This window comes from Cobetia sp. PDI-23MA, assembly GCF_059507735.1.
On record NZ_CM183352.1, the window covers coordinates 397,796 to 413,839 of the forward strand.

General features: G+C 65.1%; 11 protein-coding genes. 6 read left to right on the forward strand and 5 right to left on the reverse strand.

Annotated features, from left to right (window positions below):
• Positions 1–105 precede the first annotated feature (105 nt).
• The 4 genes from smc to AC5WNJ_RS01870 all read left to right on the forward strand — a co-directional run bounded on the left by smc (position 106) and on the right by AC5WNJ_RS01870 (position 7,986).
• Complete coding sequence (gene smc / locus AC5WNJ_RS01855) at positions 106–3,627, forward strand: chromosome segregation protein SMC (RefSeq protein ID WP_495930351.1); 3,522 nt, start codon at positions 106–108, stop codon at positions 3,625–3,627.
• 260 nt (positions 3,628–3,887) lie between these two features.
• A complete protein-coding gene (locus AC5WNJ_RS01860; RefSeq protein WP_253063008.1) occupies positions 3,888–5,153 on the forward strand; it encodes a cell division protein ZipA in 1,266 nt (421 codons plus the stop codon).
• Positions 5,154–5,524: 371 nt separating this feature from the next.
• Complete coding sequence (gene ligA / locus AC5WNJ_RS01865; RefSeq protein ID WP_253063191.1) at positions 5,525–7,615, forward strand: NAD-dependent DNA ligase LigA; 2,091 nt, start codon at positions 5,525–5,527, stop codon at positions 7,613–7,615.
• Between the two features lie 92 nt (positions 7,616–7,707).
• A complete protein-coding gene (locus AC5WNJ_RS01870; protein WP_043333752.1) occupies positions 7,708–7,986 on the forward strand; it encodes a YheU family protein in 279 nt (92 codons plus the stop codon).
• A gap of 139 nt (positions 7,987–8,125) precedes the next feature.
• On the opposite strand, the gene mnmC1 is transcribed toward AC5WNJ_RS01870, so the two are convergent.
• The 3 genes from mnmC1 to AC5WNJ_RS01885 form a co-directional block, all read right to left on the reverse strand.
• Positions 8,126–10,429, reverse strand: coding sequence for an FAD-dependent 5-carboxymethylaminomethyl-2-thiouridine(34) oxidoreductase MnmC1 (mnmC1, locus tag AC5WNJ_RS01875; RefSeq protein WP_373456567.1), 2,304 nt, complete (start codon positions 10,427–10,429; stop codon positions 8,126–8,128).
• 157 nt (positions 10,430–10,586) lie between these two features.
• Positions 10,587–10,886, reverse strand: coding sequence for a YciI family protein (locus tag AC5WNJ_RS01880; protein WP_176676085.1), 300 nt, complete (start codon positions 10,884–10,886; stop codon positions 10,587–10,589).
• Positions 10,886–11,467: a septation protein A gene (locus AC5WNJ_RS01885; RefSeq protein WP_253063010.1), complete on the reverse strand. Its 582-nt coding sequence runs from the start codon at positions 11,465–11,467 to the stop codon at positions 10,886–10,888. Before AC5WNJ_RS01885 ends, AC5WNJ_RS01880 begins: the two co-directional genes overlap by 1 nt.
• A gap of 251 nt (positions 11,468–11,718) precedes the next feature.
• Here AC5WNJ_RS01885 and AC5WNJ_RS01890 point away from each other — a divergent pair, with 251 nt between their 5' ends.
• Both AC5WNJ_RS01890 and AC5WNJ_RS01895 read left to right on the forward strand, forming a co-directional pair.
• Positions 11,719–12,693 carry a PHP domain-containing protein gene (locus AC5WNJ_RS01890; protein ID WP_373456568.1) on the forward strand — a complete coding sequence of 325 codons (975 nt, stop codon included), beginning with the start codon at positions 11,719–11,721 and terminating at the stop codon, positions 12,691–12,693.
• 65 nt (positions 12,694–12,758) lie between these two features.
• A complete protein-coding gene (locus AC5WNJ_RS01895; protein WP_176676087.1) occupies positions 12,759–13,382 on the forward strand; it encodes an L-threonylcarbamoyladenylate synthase in 624 nt (207 codons plus the stop codon).
• 142 nt (positions 13,383–13,524) lie between these two features.
• On the opposite strand, the gene AC5WNJ_RS01900 is transcribed toward AC5WNJ_RS01895, so the two are convergent.
• Together AC5WNJ_RS01900 and AC5WNJ_RS01905 are read right to left on the reverse strand one after the other, a co-directional pair.
• A complete protein-coding gene (locus AC5WNJ_RS01900; protein WP_495930352.1) occupies positions 13,525–14,601 on the reverse strand; it encodes an ion transporter in 1,077 nt (358 codons plus the stop codon).
• Positions 14,602–14,752: 151 nt separating this feature from the next.
• Positions 14,753–15,763, reverse strand: a complete 1,011-nt coding sequence (locus AC5WNJ_RS01905; RefSeq protein WP_253063014.1) for a CYTH domain-containing protein — start codon at positions 15,761–15,763, stop codon at positions 14,753–14,755.
• Positions 15,764–16,044: the final 281 nt, after the last annotated feature.

The following is a 16,044-nucleotide window of genomic DNA, read 5'->3' on the forward strand; positions in this document are numbered from 1 at the left end:
CCTGCGGTGGTGCGGGATCTCCCCACGGAGGTCTGCAAGGCCGGAGCGTGTCAGGTTTTCTGCACCAGCCACTCTTCTCCCAGACTCAAGGACGCGCCAGGCGCAATGCGGCTCAAATCGATCAAGCTGGTCGGCTTCAAATCCTTCGTCGATCCGGTCACCGTACCCTTCGACAGCAACATGACGGCGATTCTCGGCCCCAACGGCTGCGGGAAATCCAACGTCATCGATGCTGTGCGCTGGGTGATGGGCGAGTCCAGCGCCAAGAACCTGCGTGGCGAGTCGATGACGGACGTCATCTTCAATGGCTCCACCGGGCGCAAGCCGGTGGGGCAGGCCTCCATCGAGCTGACCTTCGACAATGCCGACGGTAGCCTCGGTGGCGCCTGGTCCGAGTATGCCGAGATAGCGGTCAAGCGTCTTGTGACGCGTGATGGCCAGTCCGGCTACTTCCTCAATGGCCAGAAATGTCGCCGGCGTGATATCGCTGACGTCTTCCTCGGCACAGGCCTCGGGCCGCGCTCCTACTCCATCATCGGTCAGGGCATGATCTCGCAGCTGATCGAGGCGCGCCCGGATGACCTGCGCAGCACCCTCGAGGAAGCCGCGGGCATCTCCAAGTACAAGGAGCGCCGCCGCGAGACCGAGAACCGCATGAAGCGCACCCAGGAGAACATGGAGCGCCTGGATGACCTGCGTGAGGAGCTCGACAAGCAGCTCGAGCGCCTCAAGCGTCAGGCCGAGGCCGCCAAGCGCTATCAGACCCTCAAACAGGACGAATACCGCCTCAAGGGCGAGCTGGCCGTGCTGCGTCGGCGGGGCCTGCGTGCCCAGCAGCGCGAGCAGCAGTCACGCGTCGCGGAGCTGGAAACCGGCGTCGAGCGCGAGATTCTCGGTCAGCGTCAGTGCGAGAGCCAGCTGGAAGAGCAGCGCTATCAGCACGACGAGCTGGCGGGAGAGCTGGAAACCCATCAGGCCGCCTTCTATGAGACCGGTGCCCAGATCGCGCGCCTCGAGCAGAGCCTCGAGCACGCCCGCACCCGGGAACAGCAGCTGGCGACGGACCTCGAGATGGCCAGGCGCGAGCTGAGCGACATCCAGCGCGTCGAGGGCGAGGACGGCGAGCGCCTCGAGATGATCGATGCACGCCTGGAAGACATCGCCCCGGAACTCGAGCTGGCCCGCGAGACCCTCGAAGGGCTCGAGCTGTCACTGGAAGAGGCCGAAGAGCGCCGCCAGGACAGCCAGAGCGAGTGGGAGCGCTTCAGTCAGGCCGACAACGAATCCCAGCGTGGCGCCGAGCGGGCCCAGAGCGAGATCCAGCAGCTCGAGAATGCCATTGCCGACGCCGAGCGCCAGCGCGAGCGCCGTCGTCAGCAGCTGGCGGAGCTGCCGGATGTCGCCGAGCTGCGTGAAGCCCGCGAGGAGCTGCGCGAGCAACTCGATGAATTGTCGCTGGGCGGCGAATCACTGGAGTCGCGCCGCGAGCAGGCCAGTGAAGCCCGTGAGCAGGCTCAGGCCGATCGTCTGGCGCTGGATGGTGAGCGCGATCAGTTGCGCCAGCGTCGCAATGTTTTGCAGGGCGAGAAGGCCTCGCTTGAGGCACTGATCGACGCGGCGCTGCGTGATGACGATGACAGCCTGGCGAGCCACCTGGAGCAGCACGGGCTCGCCGAGACCCCGGCGCTGGCCGAGGGGCTCGAGGTCGCCGAGGGCTGGGAATCGGCCAGTGCCTGGGTACTGGGCCCCTTCCTCAAGGCGCGTCTGGCGGCGGGCGAGCCGTCGCGGCTGGCCACGCTGATGGATGAGCTGCCCGGCGGCGAGCTGTTGCTGATCGATGGCACGCCGGCGTCCAGCGCGGCAGCCCGCCCAGAAGGCACACTGGCGGCGCAGTTGAGCGGCGCGGATGCCCTGACCGGTTGGCTGGCCAGCATCCACTGTGTCGAGTCGCAAGCAGCCGCCTGGGCCAGGCGTGGCTCGCTGGCCGCGCACGAGAGCGTGCTGACGCCGGATGGCCTGTGGCTGGGGCAGGGCTGGAGTCGCCGTCAGGTGGCTGGTGAGCGTGCCGATAGCGTCATCGCCCAGCGGGCGCGCCTCGAGCAGGTCGTGCTGGAGCTCGAGTCACTGGATGAGCGTCTCGAGGAGATCGAGACGCGCCTGGCCGCGGCCGCGGAACAGATTGCCGGCGCCGAGCAGCAGCTCGAGCATCTGCGCGTCGAAGAGCGCGAGCTGGGCGAGCGCCAGCGTGAACTCAGTCTCAAGGAAGCCGGCATCGCCAGCCGTCTGGAGCATGTCGATGGTCGCGCTCGTGAGCTGGATGAGGAGCTCGAGCAGCTGGCGGAAACGCGCGAGACTCAGGCCCTGACGCTGGAGGAGGCGCGCGAGCGCTGGCAGCAGGCACTGGAGGCGGTCGAGAACAACGCCCAGTCACGTGAGTCGCTGGAGCGTTCACGGCGCGAACATCAGGAAGCGCTGGCCGGGCTGCGTGCCCAGCTGGCGCCAGCGCGTGAGCAGGTCAACCGTCTCGACATGGAGCGTCAGCGCCTGACCACCGAACGTGACGGCATGCAGGGCCAGCGCATGCGAGCCGTCGAGCAGCGCGAGAAGCTCGCCGAGCGCATCGAGATGCTCGAGGCCAGCCGTGAAGAAGCCTCGCTGCCGCAGGAAGAAGAGCGCGAGAAGCTCGAGATGCTGCTCGAGACGCGTCTGTATCAGGAAACCAAGCTCAACGCCTGTCGTGACAAGACTCATGAATTGGTCGAACAGATGCGTCAGGCGGAGCAGGCGCGTCAGACTCATGAGCGCAATCTCGAGGGGATTCGCCAGCGCCTCGAGGAAGGCCGCATGCAGGTGCAGGCGCTGACCCTCAAGGGCGATGCGCAGGACGAGCAACTGGTGGAACTGGGCTATGACGAGGCGGCGATCGCGCAGCTCGAGGACGAGCTGGACCCCAATGCCACTGAATCGGCCTGGAGTCACAACCTCGAGCAGATCGGCGAGCGCATCAAGCGGCTGGGGGCCATCAACCTGGCAGCCATCGAGGAATACGACCAGCAGGCCGAGCGTCGCAACTACCTTGAAGCCCAGCATGCCGAGCTGAGCGAAGCGCTGGAGACTCTCGAGCGCGCCATCCGCAAGATTGACCAGGAAACACGGGTGCGCTTCAAGGACACCTTCGACAAGGTCAATGCCGGAATCCAGGCGCTTTTCCCCAAGATCTTCGGGGGCGGAACTGCATGGTTGACGCTGACGGGTGATGATTTGCTGGAGACGGGAGTCGCGATCATGGCGCGGCCACCGGGCAAGAAAAACTCCACCATCCACCTGCTGTCAGGCGGCGAGAAGGCACTGACGGCACTGGCGCTGGTCTTCGCCATCTTCCAGCTCAATCCCGCGCCGTTCTGCATGCTCGATGAGGTGGATGCGCCGCTGGATGATGCCAACGTCGGACGCTATGCAAGGCTGGTGAAGGAGATGTCGGAAAGCGTACAGTTCATCTATATCACCCATAACAAGATCGCCATGGAAGCGGCAGATCGGCTGATGGGCGTCACCATGCAGGAACCCGGCGTCTCGCGCCTTGTCTCTGTAGGGATAGAAGAAGCTGCCGTGCTTGCCGAAGCGTGAGGGAAAAGCCGTTCAGGAGGGCAAGGTCATCCTCCGGCGCGGTAGCCAGTGGCCGCCTTGGCGGCCTGGTTGGCAAGATCGTGTTGCATCTAGACATCGAAAGCACTACGAGTTTGCGTCATAGTGTCAGTCAGGGATAATTGAAGGGCGATTGCGCAGGTCACCACCACAGGATTGACATTCGAAAAAATGTCCCCTTTTTCTGCAATCGCGCTATGCTGTTCACGTGCATGGTGCCCAAGCAAATAGGCTAATGACCCATGGAATTGAGAGAGTGGCTCATCTTGTTGGGGTTGGTGCTGGTCGCAATCATCGTCGTTGACGGTGTGCGCAGGCTCCAACGTCAACGTCGAGTACCCCGACTGGATCGAGCGGGTACAGAGGATTCCACCGACGATGCGGGCAATCCCGCGGTGGAAGAAGAGGAAGAACGTGACAACTGGGAGCTGCCGAACGGCGGCTACCGGGTGGTTGGCGATTCCGGGACGCATGCCGAGGCCGAGGAAGATGTCGTGCTCGACAATGCGCACGGCATCAAGGCCTCGCGGGTGACTCAACCGAGTCGTCCGGTGCAGCCCATGGAGCGTCGTGAAGCAACGGAGCGCAAGGGCTTCGGCGAGCGTGCGGCTGCCTTCGGTGCGCGTGCCAGCCAGTCGATGCGCGACGTGACGGCCAGTCTGGGCGCACGGCGTGATGACGAGCATGAGCACGACGATGCGCATCGTGAGCCTGTGCTCGGCAGCGCCTCCAGTGAGCAGGCCGAGACGGCGCGCGAAGACGACTTCCATGAGAAGCCGTTGATCACCGCCGAGGACGACAGCATCAGTGTCTCCTCCACCCAGGCCGATGATCTCGAGCCGATGGCCGAGATCGAGGAAGGTCAGGATGCCAAGGCTGAGGCGTCGTCCGTTGGCAAGCCGGCCGATGGCGCCAGCAGTACTTCCCAGCGCCAGGAACCTTCACTGGAAGCGGCCGCCGCGCCTGCTGCCGATGCCACAGCCCCCGAGGACGATCGTCATCCGCTGGTGCTGCGTGCCGAACGCAATCAGGTCGATGACCAGCTCGCACGTGACACCCTGGCCGATGCCAGTGAAGTCATCATCATCTCGGTGATGGCGCGGGGCGACGAAGGTTTCAGTGGTGAAGACGTGCTGGGCATCTCGCTGGCCTGTGGTCTGCGTCATTCCGAGATGGGGCTGTTCCTGCGTCACGAGGAAGATGACGACGACAGCCCGCTGCAGTTCGCGATGGCCAACGTGGTCAAGCCGGGCATCTTCAAGCCGGCCGAGATGGTGGAAAGCCAGCTCGACGGCGTCACCTTCCTGATGCCGCTGCCGGGCGCGGACGACACCTCCGCCGCCTTCGAGACCATGGTCGAGATCGCCATGCTGCTGGTGCGGCGTCTGGGCGGTGAGCTGAAAGACGAGAACCACAGCGTGATGACGGCCCAGACTATCGAGTTCAAGCGCCAGCAGGTGCACGAGTTCGAGCGTCGCAACCGTCTGCATCGCTACCAGGCCAACTGATCGACTCCCCAGCCATTCTCTGAGTCGACCATTCATGCCATAACGCCAACGGCGACCTTCGGGTCGCCGTTGGCGTTCGTGTCTGCTGATCGCTGCGCCAAGCGGCTTGAAGGTTCGGACTTGCGGTCGCATTGAGTACAATGGCCGCATCACGGCGTCTCTCCGGGCTTGATCCAGCGCGGAGCATTCGTCGCCATCCGCTTTCCGGTCGACCAGTGCTGCTCATGGGCAGTGCTGGCGAGCCATTGTCTCGAGTGAGTGTCATGTCAGCCCAGGATGATCTGTTTTCGGCGCCCGCCGATGAACCCAACGCCTCGAGCGCTTCTCGCTCCGCTGCACCGGCCGCGGTGGAAGGCGTGCCTGCCAAGGTGATGGAGGAGGTCGCGCAGCTGCACCGCGAGCTGCTCGAGGCCAGTCACCGCTATTACGTGCTGGATGATCCGACGCTGACCGATGCCGACTACGACACGCGCCTGCGTCGTCTCGAGGCGCTGGAAGCCGACTATCCCCAGCTGATCAGCTCGGAATCGCCCACCCAGCGTGTCGGAGCCGCGCCGGCCAGCGGCTTCGAGGAAGTGCAGCATGCAGTACCGATGCTGTCGCTCAACAACGCCTTCGATGACGATGAGTTGCGTGCCTTCGTGCAACGTGCGGCGAAAACGCTGGAGCTGGGAGATGCCCAGGATGCGGGTGACGAGCTGAGCTTCTGCTGCGAGCCCAAGCTGGATGGCCTGGCCGTGTCGCTCATCTACGAGAATGGCGTGCTGGTGCAAGGCGTGACGCGCGGCGATGGCCGCACTGGCGAAGGTATCACCACCAATCTGCGCACCATCCGCTCGATCCCGCTCAAGCTGCGGGGGGATGATCTGCCGGAGCTGCTGGAAGTGCGCGGCGAGGTCTACATGAGTCACGCTGGCTTCGAGGCGCTGAACGCGCGCGGCCGCGACGAGGATGGCAAGGTGTTCGCCAACCCGCGCAATGCCGCCGCCGGCAGCCTGCGCCAGCTGGATTCCAATATCGCCGCCTCGCGTCCGCTGGAATTCTGCGCCTATCAGGTCGCGCGGGTGGATGATGCGCTGCTCGCCAGCGAGGCCGGCCAGAATCATTCCGGTCTGATGGCGCTGCTCAACGACTATGGCTTCCGTACCAGCCCGCAGCTTGAGGTGGTGCGCGGTGCTCAGGGCATCATCGACTACACCCGTCGTCTCGGCGAGCAGCGTGATGGACTCGACCACGATATCGATGGCGCGGTCATCAAGCTCGATGCGCTGCGTCTGCAGCGTGAACTGGGCTTCGTGGCGCGCGCACCGCGCTGGGCCATCGCCTACAAGTATCCGGCGCAGGAGCAGGAAACCACCCTGGAAGGCGTCGATTTCCAGGTCGGACGTACTGGCGCGCTGACGCCGGTCGCCCGGCTGGCGCCGGTGCAGGTCGCCGGAGTGGTGGTCTCCAACGCCACACTGCACAACATGGACGAGGTGGAACGTCTCGGCGTGCAGATCGGTGACAGCGTCATCATCCGCCGCGCCGGCGACGTCATCCCGCAGGTGGTGCGGGTCGCCAGTGAAGGTGCCAGCCGTGAAGCCATCGTGCTGCCGGACGGCTGCCCGGTGTGTGGCTCCGAGATCGAGCGCCTCGAAGGCGAGGTGGTGGCACGCTGCGCGGGCGGACTGATCTGCGCCGCGCAGCGCAAGGAAGCCCTCAAGCACTTCTCCAGCCGCAAGGCGCTGGATGTGGATGGCCTCGGCGAGAAGCTGATCGAGCAGCTGATCGAGCGTGAGCTGGTCAAGACGCCGGCGGACCTGTTCCATCTGGAAGCTGCCACGCTCGCTGAGCTGCCGCGCATGGGCGAGAAGTCCGCCGCCAATCTGGTCGCCTCGCTGGACAAGAGCCGCAACACCACCCTGGCACGCTTCATCTACGCCCTCGGCATCCGGGAAGTCGGTGAAGCCACTGCCGCGAATCTGGCCACGCACTTCGGCACGCTTGAAGCGCTGCGCGCAGCCGATCAAGCCGCGCTGGAAGCAGTGGAGGACGTCGGCCCCATCGTCGCCGCACATATCCATACCTTCTTCCAGCAGCCGACCAACAACGAGACGCTGGAAGCGTTGCTCGCCTGTGGTCTGAGCTGGGAAGAGGTCGAGATCGGTGAGCGCCCCCAGCCGCTGGCAGGCCAGACCTGGGTGCTGACCGGCAGCCTCGATAGCATGACGCGTGATGAAGGCAAGGCGCGTCTGCAGGCGCTGGGCGCCAAGGTGGCGGGCAGTGTCTCGAAGAAGACCGCCGGGGTGGTCGCCGGCGAGGCTGCGGGCAGCAAGCTCGAGAAAGCCATGCAGCTGGGCCTCACGGTGCTGGACGAAGAGACCTTCGTGAAGCGCCTGGCCGAATGGGAATCCGGTGCTGATGCACAGCAGGACAATCCGCAAGACAGTGCGCAAGACAGCGCGGGAGAGGGTGCATGAGTACGGATACGTTGAACGATGCACCGCAGGCGTCGTCACGCCACCCCGATGATGGACAGGAGCTACCCATGAGCCAGATGCCACTTGATCAGATGGACCCGCGGGACCGCTTCATCGAGGTACCGCAGACCATGCTGCCCGCCGATACACGGCGCGCCCTGCTGGAAGCCTTCGTCACTCGTCAGGGCTATGACACAACCGATGTCGGTGAAGGCATGGCCGGCTGGGTCGCGGAGCTGGAAGGCCAGCTGTCACGCGGCAAGCTGCTGATTGTCCATGATATCGGCACCGAATCCACCGAGGTGATGACGCTGGAACAGTGGCAGTCCTTCGGTCGCCAGCTGGCAGATGATGAGGAAGAGGGCGACTGAGTCCTCCCGTGACAGGCTTTCAGCAGCCCTTTTGGCAGCTGAGAAATAAAAATGCCCTTGGCGAGTGCCAAGGGCATTTTTCATTGGCAAAGCTGGTTCACCTGATCAGCGCGTGTCTTTCACTCCAGGACTTGCCAGCTCAGCGCCGCTGGACGATATCGCGGATCAGGCGGCGCCCCGGGTGCAGGTGCTCGGCCAGTTCGCGTTCCAGCGGCAGCGGCTCGCCACACAGTTGCGAGGCGATCAGTTCGGCGCACAGCGGGGCGGTGGTGAAGCCGCGTGAGCCGTGTGCGGTGGAGAGCCACAGGCCGGGCAGGTGGGCGCCGCTCGTCTGCGGTACGCGCTTTTTCGCATCGAAGGCCATGGCGGCGTAATCCTCACGCCATTGCGCGGCGTCCGGTGCCGGGCCGGCCAGCGGGCTCTTGTCGGGGCTCGCGGCGCGCCAGGCGACACGTCCCTGCCAGGCATCGTCTTCCAGTCTGACACCCCGCGCCTGCTCCCAGGCGGCGGTGAAGGCGGGCAGGGCACTGCGCAGCTCCGCGACATTGGCGGCGTGGTCCGCCTCGCGGACCGCCTCATCCTCATCGCGCGGGGCGAAGGTCGCGCCGAAGCTGAGGGTCACGCTGCCATCGGCGTGGCGCTGATAGGGCGAGACATAGCCACCGGCACAGACCACGCTGTCGAGCGCGGGCAGGTGCGCGGCGTGTTCCGGCGCTACCGTGATCTCGCTGACCTGGCCGCGAATCGGCTGTAGCGGCAGATGCGCGAGCGGCTCGGGCAGGTGAGTCTGCTCCCCCAGCGCGACGATCATCTGATCCACTTCCAGATAGCTGCCGTCGTTGACCTGCAACTGCCAGCGTGGCGCGCCGTTGCGAGTCTCTTTGCCTTCCTCGGCCCCCAGCGACTGAATGGCCTCGATACGCGCCTGTAGAAAGCGGATGCCCGGCGTGGCAGCGAGGTGCTGGCAGAGCGCGCTGGGGCGCACCCAGCCCGCGACCGGATAGAAGATGCCGTCGAAGGCGATCTCGCTGCCGGCGATTCGACTGGCCTCACTGGCGCTGACAGGCGTGAGCAGCGCCTCGGGCAGCGGATGATTGTCGAGAAAACGCTGCTGGCGCTTGCGCTCACGCTCGCTGGTGGCCAGCTGCAGCACGCCGCTGGCGGACCACAGGGTCTGTTCGGGGTCGAGGTTTGCCAGCCAGCGCCGGCTGTACTGCAGCGCGGCCAGCTGGAAGCGACTGGCGGGATTGGTCTCGGCGGCCAGCTTGACGTAGAGCGCGCCCTGGCGATTGCCGGAGGCACGCGCGCCGAGAGCTTCGGCATCGATCAGCGTGACCTTCACACCGCGCCGCGCCAGCGCCTCGGCGCAGCTGGTACCGGCGATACCGGCACCGAGTACCGCGACATGTGTCTCGCGACTGACCGGCGCGGGCTGCGGGGGCTGAGTCCAGGGCTGCTCACGACGCAGCGGATGCAGGGCACCACGCACCGCGTGCGCCCTCATGGGGGCATGGCCGGACGCGGATGAGGCATCAAGCCCCATCAGTTCGGCGCGCGCGGCGGCGGTCGGTTCGTCCAGCTCGCCGCAGATCATCTCGCGTTTCATGCCGTGCCCCGGCACCTTGCGCCACACGAAGCCTGCCGCGCGCAGGCCACGTCGTACGAAGCCCGCGGCGGTGAAGGTGGCGAAGGTCGCCGTGGGGCGCGAGACTCCCGCCATGGCAGCGAACAGCTCGGGTGACCACATTTTCGGATTCTTCGATGGTGAGAAGCCATCGAGGAACCAGGCATCGACGCCCCCCTCCAGGCGCGACAGACGCTCCACCGCATCGCCGAAGTGCAGGTCCAGGGTGATGCGCTCATCCAGCCACAGGCGGTGCACGCCGAGGACGGCAGCGGGCCATTGAGCGACCAGCGGCTTCGCCAGCGAGGCGAGGTCCGGCCAGGCGGACAGCGCCCGCTCGAGATCCGCGGCGCGCATCGGGTGCTTTTCCACCGAGATGACATGCAGGCGCGCCTCGGCGGGTGCCGTGGCCAGAAAGCGCTGTGCGGCGCACAGGATGTTGAGGCCGGTGCCGAAGCCGGTCTCGCCGATCACGAAGGGGCGCGCCTCTTGCCAGTCACGAAAACGCTCGCTCAGACGATTGCTGTCGAGGAAGACGTGCACAGTCTCGGCACGGCCATCGTGGATCGAGAAGTACACATCACCGTAATCGGTGGCCTGTGGCGCGGTGTCGTCCCACTCGAGCTGCGCCTCCTCCAGTGCCGCCAGTGGCGCCAGTGGCACGTCCGGCACCACGCCGGGCGCCGTGACCGGCTCGATCGCGCTCGGTGGCGTCGTGGCAGGCTTGCGTGCCGCAGTGCCCGAGGCGTCCTTGAGTGACGTCTTGCTGGCTGACGGATCGGGAGCGGGCTTGCGGGGAGAGGAAGGGCGATCGTTCACGGGCATTCCTGGCAGGAGGTCGAGCGGGAGAGCGGCACAATGAGTCGGTATCAGAGCGAGTCAGCATCAGAGAGAGGCCTGCAACGCAGACGACGGACAGCCAGGCTGTCCGTCGTCTGCGAGAAACCGCCGGTCAGATGACCGGTCGGGTGCCGGGCTAGGGCAGGGTCTGCTTGAAGGGCTTCACTTCAGCGCTTGCATAGACACCGGCGATGACGAAGGGGTCGGCATCGGCCCACTTCTGGGCGTCTTCGAGGGAATCGAACTCGGCGATGATGACGCTGCCGCTGAAGCCGGCTTCGCCCGGTGCTTCGCTGTCGATGGCCGGGTTGGGGCCGGCGATGACCAGACGACCGGCGGCGTGCAGTGCCTCCAGACGTGCCAGATGCGGCGGGCGCGCCGCCATGCGTGCTTCGAGGCTACCTTCGACGTCCTGACAGACAATGGAGTAGAGCATCACGAATCATCCTTATGAGAATTGGTCGAGGAGGCGTTCTCTTCCTGAGGGGCCTGCACCATGTGACGGGACAGGTAGACGCCCTGAACGATGACGAACAGCAGTGTCAGACCGAGCATGCCGAACAGCTTGAAGTCGACCCAGATGTCTTCCGAGTAGTAACTGAAGACATAGATATTCAAGCCGCCCATGGCGAGGAAGAATACCACCCAGGCCAGGTTGAGGCGGTGCCAGATGGGGCGTGGCAGCTGAATCGCCTTTTCCATCATGCGCTCCACCAGCGGCTTGCCGCCGAACAGCGGCGACAGCAGGAAGGCGACGGCGAACAGCCAGTTGACCACGGTGGGCTTCCACTGGATGAAGGAGCTGTTGCCGAACAGCACGGTCGCGCCACCCAGCACGACGACCAGCGCCAGGGTGACCAGCTGCATCTTCTCGACGCGCTTGTGGCGCCAGTAGATGTACAGCACCTGCGCGAGGGTCGCGGGAATCAACACGGCGGTAGCCATGATCATGTCGCCAGTCATCTTGTAGACGGCGAAGAAGATCACGATCGGCAGAAAGTCGAGCAACATCTTCATGGGTAATGCGCACTCCTGAACACGACGACGTAGCCGTCGGGAAGGCAAGGGTCTGTGCGAGTGGTATCCTGTCTGACACCAGCGGCGCGCCCCTGCCTGCATGTGCTCATTCTGCCGCCATTGCTGCCTGCTGACAAAGCCCCTGTGTGTCCGGGCGCGCATCGCAGCCAATACTGCCCGACGTCTGGCCCGCTGGATCGCCTGCATCTCAGGCATCGCGTGACACAGACGTTCATCCCGAGAGGTTCCCCGTGTCCGACGTCCCGTCCGACTCTTCGCCGATTTCCGCCCGCAAGCCGATCGAGTTTCGCCCGCTGCCCCAGCGCTTCGATTCCGATATCGAGGTGCCGGACATCGATCTGCACATGCACTCCACCGCCTCCGACGGCGGCATGGCACCGAAAGAACTGGTGGCGCTGGCCGCACGGCGTGGCCTGTCACGCATGTCACTGACCGATCACGACAGCATGGAAGGCATCTTCGAGGCCCAGCAGGCCGCCCGCGCCGAGGGGATCTCGTTGCTGCCCGGCTGTGAGCTGTCGGTCCGCTGGCGCAACCAGACGATTCATATCGTGGCGTTGATGCCCGAGGGAGCCGGCGATGCGCTGAGTGCCGGCCTCAGACAGCAGCATGAGGCGCGTGAGCGTCGCAGCCACGAGATCGCCACGCGCATGGAAAAGCTCGGGCTCGAGAATGCCTACGAGCGCGCCCGTGAGCAGGCCACGCTGAGTGGCGCGGGCGACCGTCCGCTGTCACGCCCGGATTTCGCCCGCGCGCTGGTTAAGGCCGGGATTGCACGCAACCTGCAGGAGGCCTTCAAGCGGCACCTGGGCGCAGGCCAGAAAGGTGACGTCAAGGCGCACTGGCCGGAGATGGAAGAGGCGGTGGGCTGGGTGCGTGCCGATGGCGGCATCGCCGTGATGGCGCACCCGATGCGCTACAAGCTGACGCGCACCAAGCGTGGTGAGCTGCTGCGTGACTTCATTGCCGCCGGTGGCGAAGGCGCGGAGCTGGTCAGCGGCTTCCAGAATATCGATCGCGCGCGTGACCTGGCGCGTCAGTTCGATGAGCTGGGCCTCTACGCCTCCGTCGGCAGTGACTTCCACTTCCCCGGCGGCCCGCTGGCCCCCGGCAGCATGAGCCCGCCGCCCCGCACCAAGGTGCCGCCCGTGTGGTGTCATCCACGCATCGCGCCCTTTTTTGCGGCCGATGCTGCCTCCATGTGATATCAAGAGATCATCGTGACGCCAGATCGCCTGCCGGGTTGGCGCCCAGACGCAAGGAGCACCGCATGGGACAGTTCTTCCAGATTCATCCCGAAAATCCCCAGAAACGCCTCATCGATCAGGCCGTCGCCATCATCCAGCAGGGTGGCGTGATTGCCTATCCGACCGACTCCGGCTACGCGCTGGGCTGTCATCTGGGCGAGAAGAAGGCCATCGAGCGCATCAAGCGCCTGCGTCAGCTGGACGACAAGCACAACTTCACCCTGGTGTGTTCTGACCTGTCGGAAATCGGCACCTACGCCAAGGTCGACAACGCCATCTTCCGCCTGCTCAAGAGTCACACGCCGGGCGCCTACACCTTCATCCTGCAGGCGACTTCCGAAGTGCCGCGCCTTCTGCTGCACCCCAAGCGTCGCTCCATCGGCGTGCGCGTGCCGGACCACGCCATCACCCACGCCCTGCTGGAAACCCATCGCGAACCGCTGATGAGCGTGACGCTGATTCCGCCGGGCGAGGAGCTGCCGATGACGGATGCCGAAGAGATTCGCGAGCGCTTCGGACACGCGCTGGATCTGGTTATCGACGGCGGCGCCTGCAGCTTCGAGGCCACCAGTGTGGTTGACCTGCGCGAGCTGCCGCCGGTGATCGTGCGCGAAGGGCGCGGCGATATCTCGAGCTTCACGGAGTGATCGCGACAGCGTAGTGCTTCACGGCGCTGACATCGCTTATCCATGACAACGCCCCCGGACCTTGCGGTCGCGGGGGCGTTGTCATTTCTGAGGCGTTGTCATTTCCGAGCAATTGTCGTGTGCTGAGCGACTCTCGGCTTCGTCAGCTGCGGTCGCGGTCGGAAGGCCCGCTATCGGGAGGCCCGCTATCGGGAGGTTCTGGCTGATCGTCCGATGGCGTCTCTGCGTCAGGCGCAGATTCGGGATCCGGCTCTGTCTCAGGTTCCGGCTCAGTCTCCGGTTCTGGTTCTGGTTCCGGCTCGCGCGGGTCGCGGGTGTCCTCGTCCAGCCAGGTGCCGCAGAACTTGCAGTACTTGGCGTTGCGATCATGGCCTTCGCGACCACAGCCCGGGCAGGCTTCGTCGCTGGTCTGCTGCATGCGCAGGCCGTTGAGAACCTCGGCCGAGAACACCCCGGTGGGCACGGCAAGGATCGAGTAGCCGAGAATCATCATCAGTGCCGAGATGAACTGCCCCAGCGGCGTGATGGGCGCGATATCGCCATAACCCACCGTCGTCAGCGTCACCACGCCCCAGTAGAGCGCCTTGGGGATGGAGGTGAAGCCGGCCTCGGGTGGCTCGATCAGATAGATCAGGGCGCCGAAGACCGTGACCAGGCTGAGCACGGTGATGAAGAACAGCAGGATCTTGCGCCGGCTGCGCGTCATGGCCTCGACCAGCATGCGGCCCTCGCCGACGAAGGCCATCAGACGCAGCACGCGGAACAGGCGCAGCACACGCAGCACGCGCACCACCAGCAAGGCCTGGGCACCCGGAATCAGCAGCGACAGCCAGGTGGGCGCGATCGACAGCAGATCGAGCACGCCGTAGAAGCCCTTGGCCCAAGTGCCGGGATGCTTCAGGCAGTAGAGGCGGACGGCGTATTCCAGCGTGAAGATGATCGTGAAGCCCCACTCCATGATGCGGAACAGCTCGCCGTATTGCGCATTCAGCGAGGGCACGCTGTCGAGCATCACCACGGCGACACTGGCGAAGATCATCAGGATCAGACCGATATCGAAGGCCTTGGCCGCCTTGGTGTCGGATTCGAAGATCCAGTGAAACAGCCGCGCGCGCAGACGGCCCGTGGCGGGCTCGTAGTCGCTGGGGTGCGAGGGTGACGCTGGGGGGCTTTGCGGCGTGCTGCCATATTCATTGGCAGGGCCCTGGCGTTCAGGCATGCAGGCTTCCTTGACGGGCGTGATGACGCCGGATGAATGTCAGGGCGTATCGGGGATGTCTCAGTGTGTGACCTTCAGTGACTGCCCGGCCGTTGTCCATCAGCCAGTGGTCTAGCGCCTGGTGGCTGGGCAGTCAGTGTCGTGCCGAGATTCAGCCGCGCAGCGTCGCGAGCAGTGACAGGCTGTGCTGGCCGAAGTCGCGAGTCGCCCAGTCCTGTGAGGCGTCGCCGTCGCTGCTTTCCAGCGCCTCGACCAGCGCCACCGCGTGGATATGGCCGGGATGCTGACAGGCGGCCAGCCGTGATGCGAGGGCCGACAGGGCGGCCAGCGCATGCGCGTGCCACTTGAGGTCGTCTTTCGCCTGTCGGTCGGCGTGGGCATCGAGTGCATCAATGGCGGCGGACAGCAGCGCGCCGGGGTCAGTGGTATCCAGCGTCTTCTCATGCCATTCGCCATCACGCAGCGCCGCGCCGCGCTTGGCCTTGCTGGCATCCGCCGGACGCAGTGCCAGGTGGCTGGCCAGCGAATCCGCCAGCTGCCAGAGCACGGCTTCTCTCACCTCTGGGGCGAGGTCTTCGCCGCCGGTCAGCTCGAGCTCGATTTCCTGGATGGTCACTTCGCGACCACTTGCCTTCACCGCGCCAAGGTCCAGCGCCATCTCGACACCGACGATGACCTGCTCGTCGCTCAGATTCTCGTCGCTGCATGTCGCCTTGACGTCGAGCTGCCAGGCATGACGCTCGAAATCGGTGCTGAAGCTGGGCGCGAGCGCACTCAGCAGCTGCTCGCGGGCGCCGTCTTCCAGCGCCTGCAAGGGCGGCAGGCCACGCAGGCCGTCGAGGTCGAGGCCGGTCTGGCCCTCGGGCAGCTCCCATTCCCATTCGCCGCGAGAATGCAGTCCGCCATGACTCTCGCCGCTGGTCTTGAGCGTCTGGCGCAGGGCCCCCGTGCTGTCGGCATTCTTACCACTCTGGCGCAGACGCAGCGCCATGCGCGCACGCTCCAGCGCATGCTCGGGGGTGTCGAAATAGGTGTTGGCCAGCCAGCGCCGCCTGGGGGTGACCGTTGCCAGCTCTGCAATGCCCGTCAGTGTCTCCAGAATGGCATCGCGATCAATGACGGGGTGAGACAGTGCCAGTTTGAGTTCGATTTCCTGCGCCATGATGGGCACTCCCTGTACGGATGAAAGAAGACGGATGCTGACGGATGATGGTGACAGCGGCGCCAGGACCGCAGAGCCTCCGGCAAGCATGGTGCATGGTGATCGAGGCTCATGCCTCTCATGCTCGCGCCTGGCCCGCGGCAAGGCAAGCACAGGAGGGGGGAGGCCATGCGGGTATCGGCTGTCGGCACAATCACATTTATATGACAGAATGATGACATTGAGGTGACAGCAATTGCCTGTCGTCACGTCCTTGGTTATATTACGAACAGTGGATAAAG

What these genes read in the sequence shown, in the direction of transcription:
- AC5WNJ_RS01885 (WP_253063010.1), bottom strand. Translation starts at nt 11,467, where the DNA reads ATGAAGATGTTGCTCGACTTTCTGCCGATCGTGATCTTCTTCGCCGTC.
- AC5WNJ_RS01905 (WP_253063014.1), bottom strand. Translation starts at nt 15,763, where the DNA reads ATGGCGCAGGAAATCGAACTCAAACTGGCACTGTCTCACCCCGTCATT.
- AC5WNJ_RS01900 (WP_495930352.1), bottom strand. Translation starts at nt 14,601, where the DNA reads ATGCCTGAACGCCAGGGCCCTGCCAATGAATATGGCAGCACGCCGCAA.
- ligA (WP_253063191.1), top strand. Translation starts at nt 5,525, where the DNA reads ATGGAGGAGGTCGCGCAGCTGCACCGCGAGCTGCTCGAGGCCAGTCAC.
- AC5WNJ_RS01880 (WP_176676085.1), bottom strand. Translation starts at nt 10,886, where the DNA reads ATGCTCTACTCCATTGTCTGTCAGGACGTCGAAGGTAGCCTCGAAGCA.
- AC5WNJ_RS01895 (WP_176676087.1), top strand. Translation starts at nt 12,759, where the DNA reads ATGGGACAGTTCTTCCAGATTCATCCCGAAAATCCCCAGAAACGCCTC.
- smc (WP_495930351.1), top strand. Translation starts at nt 106, where the DNA reads ATGCGGCTCAAATCGATCAAGCTGGTCGGCTTCAAATCCTTCGTCGAT.
- AC5WNJ_RS01870 (WP_043333752.1), top strand. Translation starts at nt 7,708, where the DNA reads ATGGACCCGCGGGACCGCTTCATCGAGGTACCGCAGACCATGCTGCCC.
- AC5WNJ_RS01860 (WP_253063008.1), top strand. Translation starts at nt 3,888, where the DNA reads ATGGAATTGAGAGAGTGGCTCATCTTGTTGGGGTTGGTGCTGGTCGCA.